Source organism: Bdellovibrio sp., assembly GCF_047637665.1.
In the GTDB taxonomy this organism is placed as follows: Bacteria; Bdellovibrionota; Bdellovibrionia; order Bdellovibrionales; family Bdellovibrionaceae; genus Bdellovibrio.
Genome location: NZ_JBLJBT010000017.1, coordinates 1 through 7,188, shown reverse-complemented (window position 1 = coordinate 7,188; position 7,188 = coordinate 1). Strand labels below are relative to the sequence as shown.

General features: G+C 46.5%; 9 protein-coding genes and 1 pseudogene. 4 read left to right on the top strand and 6 right to left on the bottom strand.

Annotated features, from left to right (window positions below; all coding sequences use genetic code 11):
* Positions 1-450 (top strand): annotated as a pseudogene (locus ACM64D_RS05125) (hypothetical protein); the annotation flags it as partial.
* 52 nt (positions 451-502) lie between these two features.
* Entirely contained in the window at positions 503-1,768 is a 1,266-nt protein-coding gene (locus ACM64D_RS05120; protein WP_415062113.1) for an amidohydrolase, read from the top strand.
* Here ACM64D_RS05120 and ACM64D_RS05115 read toward each other — a convergent pair.
* The 6 genes from ACM64D_RS05115 to ACM64D_RS05090 form a co-directional block, all read right to left on the bottom strand.
* Positions 1,761-2,636, bottom strand: coding sequence for a hypothetical protein (locus ACM64D_RS05115; protein WP_415062112.1), 876 nt, complete (start codon positions 2,634-2,636; stop codon positions 1,761-1,763). The two genes, ACM64D_RS05120 and ACM64D_RS05115, sit on opposite strands and share 8 nt — an antisense overlap.
* Before the next feature lie 10 nt (positions 2,637-2,646).
* Positions 2,647-3,126 carry a hypothetical protein gene (locus ACM64D_RS05110; protein WP_415062111.1) on the bottom strand — a complete coding sequence of 160 codons (480 nt, stop codon included), beginning with the start codon at positions 3,124-3,126 and terminating at the stop codon, positions 2,647-2,649.
* Positions 3,127-3,222: 96 nt separating this feature from the next.
* Positions 3,223-3,957, bottom strand: a complete 735-nt coding sequence (locus ACM64D_RS05105; RefSeq protein ID WP_415062110.1) for a hypothetical protein — start codon at positions 3,955-3,957, stop codon at positions 3,223-3,225.
* Complete coding sequence (locus ACM64D_RS05100) at positions 3,954-4,295, bottom strand: hypothetical protein (protein ID WP_415062109.1); 342 nt, start codon at positions 4,293-4,295, stop codon at positions 3,954-3,956. Before ACM64D_RS05100 ends, ACM64D_RS05105 begins: the two co-directional genes overlap by 4 nt.
* A gap of 1 nt (position 4,296) precedes the next feature.
* Positions 4,297-4,575, bottom strand: coding sequence for a Flp family type IVb pilin (locus ACM64D_RS05095; RefSeq protein ID WP_415062108.1), 279 nt, complete (start codon positions 4,573-4,575; stop codon positions 4,297-4,299).
* 96 nt (positions 4,576-4,671) lie between these two features.
* The gene (locus ACM64D_RS05090; protein ID WP_415062107.1) at positions 4,672-4,956 is read right to left on the bottom strand and encodes a hypothetical protein; all 285 of its coding nucleotides are present in this window, start codon (positions 4,954-4,956) and stop codon (positions 4,672-4,674) included.
* Between the two features lie 266 nt (positions 4,957-5,222).
* Between ACM64D_RS05090 and folD the strand changes: the two genes are divergently transcribed.
* Positions 5,223-6,086, top strand: coding sequence for a bifunctional methylenetetrahydrofolate dehydrogenase/methenyltetrahydrofolate cyclohydrolase FolD (gene folD, locus ACM64D_RS05085; protein ID WP_415062106.1), 864 nt, complete (start codon positions 5,223-5,225; stop codon positions 6,084-6,086).
* 41 nt (positions 6,087-6,127) lie between these two features.
* Positions 6,128-7,188 (top strand): esterase-like activity of phytase family protein (locus tag ACM64D_RS05080; protein WP_415062105.1); only part of this gene is annotated, 1,061 nt, incomplete at its 3' end.

The following is a 7,188-nucleotide window of genomic DNA, read 5'->3' as shown; positions in this document are numbered from 1 at the left end:
ATGGGAATGCCAATGGGTGGAATGCTCGGCGGTGGTCTTGGTGGCATGATGGGAATGCCAATGGGTGGCATGGGCGGCCTTGGTGGTATGATGGGAATGCCTATGGGCGGTATGAATGGCGGTTTGGGTTCTATGCAAATGCAGCAGCAAATGATGCAAATGCAAATGCAACAGTATCAAATGTATGTTCAACAGCAGCAGTCTTACATGCAACAGCAAATGCAAAGACAGCAAGTTGTCGCAAGTTTGCAACAAGAGCTCTATGGATTGTTGTATAGAATTCAGCAAGTTCAATATGGCGTTGGCAATTCTGGCTACCTCGGTGGCTCCGTCGGTGGGGGCATCAGTGTCGGCGGCGGAGGAGTGATCACACCACTTCCTGGTTCTGGTGGAACGACTCTTCCAGGAGGCACGGGTACGGGCCCAGCTCCGATCCCAGCTCCTCGCTAGTGAAATAATTTAGTTAAAAATAGGAAGACCCTCTGCTAAAACAGAGGGTCTTATGCTTTATAGGATTCCACGTCTTTACGATAGCCATACTCACTTTCTCGCCACCGGAGAGTTTTCTTCAGGATTGAATTTAGGCTCACTGCAAAAAGCTGAAGATTTGGGGACGTTGCCTCTTCAGAATTCATCTTATTACCGCGGCGATTGGTTGGTGGGATTTGGGTGGGATGAATCTCAGTGGCCAACACCTCCTCATAAAAACGTGTTGGATCGGTTGTTTCCGGATCGTCCCGTTTTTTTGGCGCGTATGGATGGGCATCGCAGTTGGGTGAACTCAACTGCATTAAATATTCTAGGTCTGACATCTGAGACCGGAATCTTGATCGAAAAGGATCATCTACGGGCCTGGGATCATATCCCGACATTCTCTTCTCAACAACAAAAAGGCCATGTCTTGGCGGCTTGTCGAGCCTTCAACAAGGCAGGTTTCACTCACGTGCGAGACATGTCCTGCAGCGAATCCTTGTGGCAACTTTTGGTAGAGATGTCCGAGAGGCAAGAGCTGACATTGGCGATAGAAGAAAACTATACGACTCATGACCTCAACGACTTTGATAAAATGTTGAGATTGGCTGTGCAGGCCAAAAAGTATGAAACACCCTATGTTCGCATGAAAGGAATTAAGTTGTTTTATGACGGCTCTCTGGGGTCTGAAACGGCTTACCTTTCGAAACCCTACAAGGGCCTTAAAGAGGGGCCTCGGGGAATGGCTCTTTGGGAACTTTCTCATGTCGAAGAGGTAATCAAAAAAACATGGGCGGCAGGGCTTGAGTTTTCAGTTCATACGATTGGTGACGAAGCCGCCCATGAGATTGTGCAGTTGGCGCGTAAGATTTCCGCGCAAGGTTCTGTCGGTCGACTAAATATGGAGCATGTTCAGTTATTAAGGCCGGAAACAATTCAAATGATGAAGCCTTTGCACGTTCGCTGTCATATGCAGCCATGTCACTGGTTGAGTGATCGCGTGTGGCTTGAGGAAAAGCTTGGTGATCTTTATCGCTACGTTTTCCCTTGGGAGGCCTTGCGAGCGGCGCAAATTCCTTTGTCGTTTGGGTGTGATAGTCCTATTGAGCCTCCCTCATTTTGGCGAAATAAGATCGCCTTGGATGAAAGTGCGAAGGCGAAGATTCGGCAGTTCACGGGAGACCTTAACATCGCACATTCACATCCGGACGTTCAATTTGTGGACTCCTACTCTGTGATAGAGGACGGTGAGGTTAAAGAAGTCGTTTTTGCGGGTCAGACTTTGGACCTCACTTAAGAGGATTAGTATCGATAACCAGAGTTTTGTCCTTCATTGAGTACAGCAATCCTCCCGCTAATACGGCCCCGGCAACATACATCCATGTCTTTTTGTCGCTCATCCAGGAAGATTTTTCTGGGGACGGCGGTGCTCGGCGGGTGCAGGAGTCTGAAAAGTAGAAAAGTCCTCTTGCGGTAAGCTCGAAATCCAGATTTCGAAGGGAAAACCCATCGCAAGATCCCTCAACTAAGTTTTCGAAAACAAGTTGCTGATTGAGTAGTTGTTCATAAGTTCCAAAAAAAGAAATGGGATGATGTGCGTTCGAAAGAAGCGTCCATTGATAGGGCGTCTGTTTGGAAATGACGACCTCGGAATTTTCATGAAGTTCCCAGGTGAAAGATTCGACTAAGACCTTCTCGATGACGGGGTATTTCTTTTTAAGTGCCGAAAGTGATGCGATCTCGGTGGGGCAAGCGAAGAGTTCGGGCCCCTCCTTAAGGAGAGTGCGAGATTTGCAATATAAATAAAGCCATTCGCGGCGCTCTTGGGTTGGAATTTCTCTTATAAGGGCTTTCCAGCTCAAGTCACGAATAAAACGAAGACTTAACAAAGTTAGCGGAGCTTCCGTTTGAAGAGATTTAATTTGATTGAGTGTCATTGAAGGATTTTGAAGAAAAGAGTCCCCCAGCTTAAAGAGGCGAGTTTCTTGGTCTGAATTATTTTGAACACGGCTGGTCTGGTAGACCATGAATTCAAGGGACTGAGGATGTTTTAAGAGGAACTCTTTGAAGCTGGCCTCAGAGGTTCCCGCAGAGCGAATTAGAATGCTCTGTCCCCAGCTTACAAGTGGTAGAATCATAAGGGTGATAAAAATGAAATTTTTCATGAGCGACTCCTTAATTTTGATACTGCACTTGAATTCGTGTAGGCCCCGATGAGTTGATTTGATTTCCTTTTTCGTCAGGATTTTGAACTACGGCGATGAAAGGTCCCGCGTAACTTAAGAGACGGGGGCTTTCCTGATCTTTGACTAAAACTGCATACTGTTGGGGGTTGAGAGGAGCCCTTAAAAGTTTGAGCTTAGATCCAACCTTGAGTCCCCCTTTTTGTTTATCCGTGGAGGCGAGGTAGAGATCCACGACGCCGCCCATATCGCCGACCAGGGAGGCCAAGGACTCTGCATTGGCCACCTCAATCGGAACAAGAACAAAACCTCTGGGAATAAAGGTGTCTACGGATTTCGGTTCAGGAAGAAAGCTTTCTTTGGACGTCCTATTTTCCGCAGGTTTTGAAACAAAATAAGAGATGGCGCCCAAAATGAGAAACGCACCTAGAAAAGAATTACTTTTTATTTTTGAAAGAATTTTTTCCTGCATGAAATCGATCCTCTGTGAGTTGATATTTTTTAGGACTTTCTTTGAGTTGGGTTAGATGTGTGAGCGCTGCGAATCCCACAAGGACTACGAGCAACATCACCACACAGACTTCGATGAGAATCTGCCCCTGATTATTTTGGGAAGCCACTCTGATCCCTCCTTCGTTAGCGTTACTGCACAGGCCTTTTTGAATTGAAACGTCCCCTTTAGGAATTGAGAGAAGGGGGCGCGAACTTGGACCTGGTACTGCCATTCGTGAGCCAGAGCCTGGGTCTCCTCGAAGTTTGGAACGGGACTGTAGGTCGGAGCGAGGTCCGAAGAGTCCGGACGGACCGCCAATTGGGGCGCCTGTCCCCGGATGCTGAGTAATTTTGCTTCAAGAAGGATGTTTGAGGATTGCTGACCGGTGCGACGAAGACTTTGGGCCGTCAGATGATGAGAGTGTCGAAGGAGTTTGTTACTTTCTTTTATTAGCTGCTTTTGCTTTTGATCCAATCGTCCTCTTTTTTCTTTAATTTGATTGTAGTGGGACGTGGCTGCTGCAATCGCTATCGGATTCAGAGAGGCGATGGCGGCGCTGAGCTCCTTTGCTGCGACAATCGACTGCGCCTTAAGGGCTGATGCCAGAGGATTCAGAGAAAGAAGGGCTGAAAGAAGAGGTTTTACCCGGTTTTGTGATTGCAGTCCTTCTTGGCGGCATTGAAATTTTAGAGCGAGATCATTTTGAATAAACCCTAAGGATGAAAAGCCAACAAGGAAGCCTGCTATGAGTGGGGGCATCAAAGCCAAAGTCAGCGCTAGTGCGAAACCTTTTTGTCGGGGACGGGTCATAGAAGTTTTCTCCTTATGGATTTTTCGAGCTTCAGGGGAGGACGGAGTTCAATACTGACGGTGCCTTTTGTAAGATCTTGATTCTTCTGAAAGCGGATAGAGACCCTCTGTTGAGTGATAAGAATGCCGGACAGTCGACCTTCCAGTTCTTTTTGACAGAATTGGATGGAGGCGTCTTGGGTGCATATCAAAGCTTCGTGAAGATGATAGTTTGTAAGATGAAAAACTAAAGCGCGATAAAGAAGAAGTGTCAGAATAGATCCAGCAAGAAAAAGTAAGGGCAAGGATAAAAGAGCCTCAATTATTCCTTGCCCCGCCTGAGATCGGTGCGGTCTCATCTTATCTACTTTTTGAGTCAGATTTTGATGGATTGACAGCGCCGTCAAAGAAGCTTCCAAGATCTCTTTTTTTATACATGCTCTCGGTCACTTCATGAGCTTCTTTTTTTCGACTGCCGTTGCCACCCAAAGCTTGGGCTACGTTGGCAAACTGAACGTCGAGATTTGCGCCGACAACTTTAATTACTGAGATACTGCCGATGGCGACGATAGCGACAATGATTAGATATTCGATAAGGCCTTGGCCTTTTTTATTTTTTAGAAGTTGATTTGCTTTCATAATGTCTCCTGCGAAAGGGAGTGAAAGCAAAAGGGTGTCCGGCGTGAAGAGAGTTTAAACAAAAAAGAAAGTCCGGAGGTCCGGACTTCGTGAGGTTTATTTCTTTTTACCTTTAGCGGCTTCCTTTTTAGCAGCAGCTTTTTCTTCTTTGGCGGCAGCGGCAGCTTCTTTCTTTGCGCCGGCCTTTTTTGCCTTACGTTGCAAAATAATACGATCTAGGATTTCAAAGGCTTCTTTTTGAAGGTCATTTTCGAAGATAAAACGATAGAAACCCTCGATCTCAGGGCTTTGACGGAATTTCTTTAATGAGGTGGGAAGGCTGTCCGACTGGACGAAGTCAATAGAGCTGCCATCTTTTGAGAGTTTAACTTTTTCAGCCATTTTTTATCCCCTAAAAATCACTTCAAGAAGTCCTGAGCCTAAACTCAATTTGACATGATTTTCTAATGTTTTAAAGGGTTTGTACAACGGCTGACATCCTTTAATCAAGGATAAAAATGGTCTTCCGGGAAGGGGATAAGACGGACGTGCAAAGAAGTATTGAAGGACCTTGGTTTGAGCCTAGCGGCTTTTTTGGTGAGTCTTTAATAAACCATTGAATTTCTTCGGTAAATAGCGGAGATTGAGGTCTCAAAAGTGGGAGGTTTGTGATGCTCATTCTTAATGGTAAGGAAGTGGCCAAAGAAGTGCGTTCATCCCTGATCCCGCGGGTTGCAAACTTCTTTCGACTTAAGGGCCGCCCACCACACTTGTCAGTGATCATTGTTGGGGACGATAGTGCCAGTCACGTTTACGTCAAAAATAAAAAAATCGCCTGCGAGTCTATCGGAATTTCCTCAACGATTCATGATCTTCCGGCGGGAATTTCTCAGCAAGAGCTGAATTCAAGAATTCAGAATTTAAATCGCGACGAAAATGTCGATGGTATTTTGGTTCAGTTTCCTCTGCCTAAACATCTCAGTGCTGATGAAGTGCTTTCGTTAGTGGCTCCTGAAAAAGATGCTGATGGTTTAACGTATGCCTCTTTGGGCTATTTCTTTGCTGGCAAACCCTTTGTCAGGCCCTGCACCCCTGAAGGAGTGATGACGATTCTTCAGCGCTATCGAATTTCTGTTGAAGGGCTTAAGGCGGTCGTTGTTGGAAGAAGCAACATCGTTGGTAAGCCCATGGCTCAGCTTCTGACGGAAGCCAACGCCACAGTGACGGTCTGCCATTCGAAAACAAAAAATCTTTCTGATTACACACGACAAGCAGATTTGGTCGTGGTGGCGGCTGGAAAAGCTCGTCTACTGGGGAAAGAGGACTTTAAAAAAGATTCTATTGTTGTCGATGTGGGAATGCATCGGAACGGTCCTGGAGGAAAACTCTGTGGAGATGTGCGCTTTGAAGAGCTTGATGGTTGGGTGAAGGCCGCCACTCCTGTTCCGGGAGGCGTGGGCCCGATGACGATTGCCATCTTACTGCAAAACACCTGTGTTCTTGCGGAAAAGCGCGCAGGTATCCAGTCGTAGACCGAATTTCTGTCGGAAGATGAAATATGGGAGAAGTGAACGTGAAGAGTTTTGTTGTTCTTGTTTTGTTTTTTCTAATGAGCCCCGATGCTTCGGCGCTACGCCTTGAGTATGTGGGGGAAACCTCCATTGCGACAGGAACTAAATTTAATAAAGCGACCATTGGGGGACTTTCCGGGATTGTCTGGTCGGGGAATACTCTGTACGCCTTGTCTGACGATAAGGGGCGGGCGGGAGAGCCACGCTTTTTCGAGTTTGATTTGAAGATCGACAAAAAGGCTGTGAGCTTAACTCCGAAGGCCGTTCATTTTATTACCGGTTTGCCTGATCAAGACGGGAAGAAGGCCGGAATGGATCCTGAGGGACTGGTGCAGCTTCCAGGCGGAGATTTCTTTATTTCTTCTGAGGGCAATAACGACGCCAAACCTCGGGAGATGCCAAGGATCTTTCGTGTGAATTCTCAAGGTGCTTGGAAATCAGATTTACCGATTCCCGATAAATATTTGCCAGAGACCACGGGACAGCAGAAAAAGGGCATTCAGAACAATGCCGCTTTTGAAGGGCTGACCAGTATTGCAGACGGTAAGTTTTTATTTACCAGCACCGAGTCCGCGCTGACACAGGACTATGTGATCGGAGAAGAAGAGCAAGGAGACTGGATTCGTATTCTCAAGTACGAAGACAAAGGACAACAAGGTTACCGTCCCGTGGCCGAATATGCTTATAGGGTCGATGCCTTTAAAGATAATCAACAGGGCAAAGAAGTGTTTCGTGGGGTTTCCGAGATTCTATCTTTGTCAGAGACCAAATTGATTGTCTTGGAGCGGGGGGTTCGCATTTTCTCTAAAAATGTTTGGGCACAGACGGTGGCGTTGTATTTAGTGGATCTCTCAAAAGGATCAGATGTAACGTCTTTGGGAAAACTGAGCGACGGGAAGTTTACTGGAGTTGAGAAGGTCAAGCTGATTGACTTTGAAACGGATCTTAGTAAAGAGCGTGGCACCAAAACTATTCAGAACTTTGAGGCTTTGACTTGGGGGCCGAAGTTGGCGGATGGACGTCGCAGTCTTCTTGTCATGGGCGATAATAATTTTTCTAAGAA

Bases quoted from the DNA above. Each gene is read 5' to 3' on its own strand.
- ACM64D_RS05120 (WP_415062113.1), top strand. From the start codon at position 503: ATGCTTTATAGGATTCCACGTCTTTACGATAGCCATACTCACTTTCTC.
- ACM64D_RS05095 (WP_415062108.1), bottom strand. From the start codon at position 4,575: ATGAAAGCAAATCAACTTCTAAAAAATAAAAAAGGCCAAGGCCTTATC.
- ACM64D_RS05100 (WP_415062109.1), bottom strand. From the start codon at position 4,295: ATGAGACCGCACCGATCTCAGGCGGGGCAAGGAATAATTGAGGCTCTT.
- ACM64D_RS05090 (WP_415062107.1), bottom strand. From the start codon at position 4,956: ATGGCTGAAAAAGTTAAACTCTCAAAAGATGGCAGCTCTATTGACTTC.
- ACM64D_RS05105 (WP_415062110.1), bottom strand. From the start codon at position 3,957: ATGACCCGTCCCCGACAAAAAGGTTTCGCACTAGCGCTGACTTTGGCT.
- ACM64D_RS05115 (WP_415062112.1), bottom strand. From the start codon at position 2,636: ATGAAAAATTTCATTTTTATCACCCTTATGATTCTACCACTTGTAAGC.
- ACM64D_RS05110 (WP_415062111.1), bottom strand. From the start codon at position 3,126: ATGCAGGAAAAAATTCTTTCAAAAATAAAAAGTAATTCTTTTCTAGGT.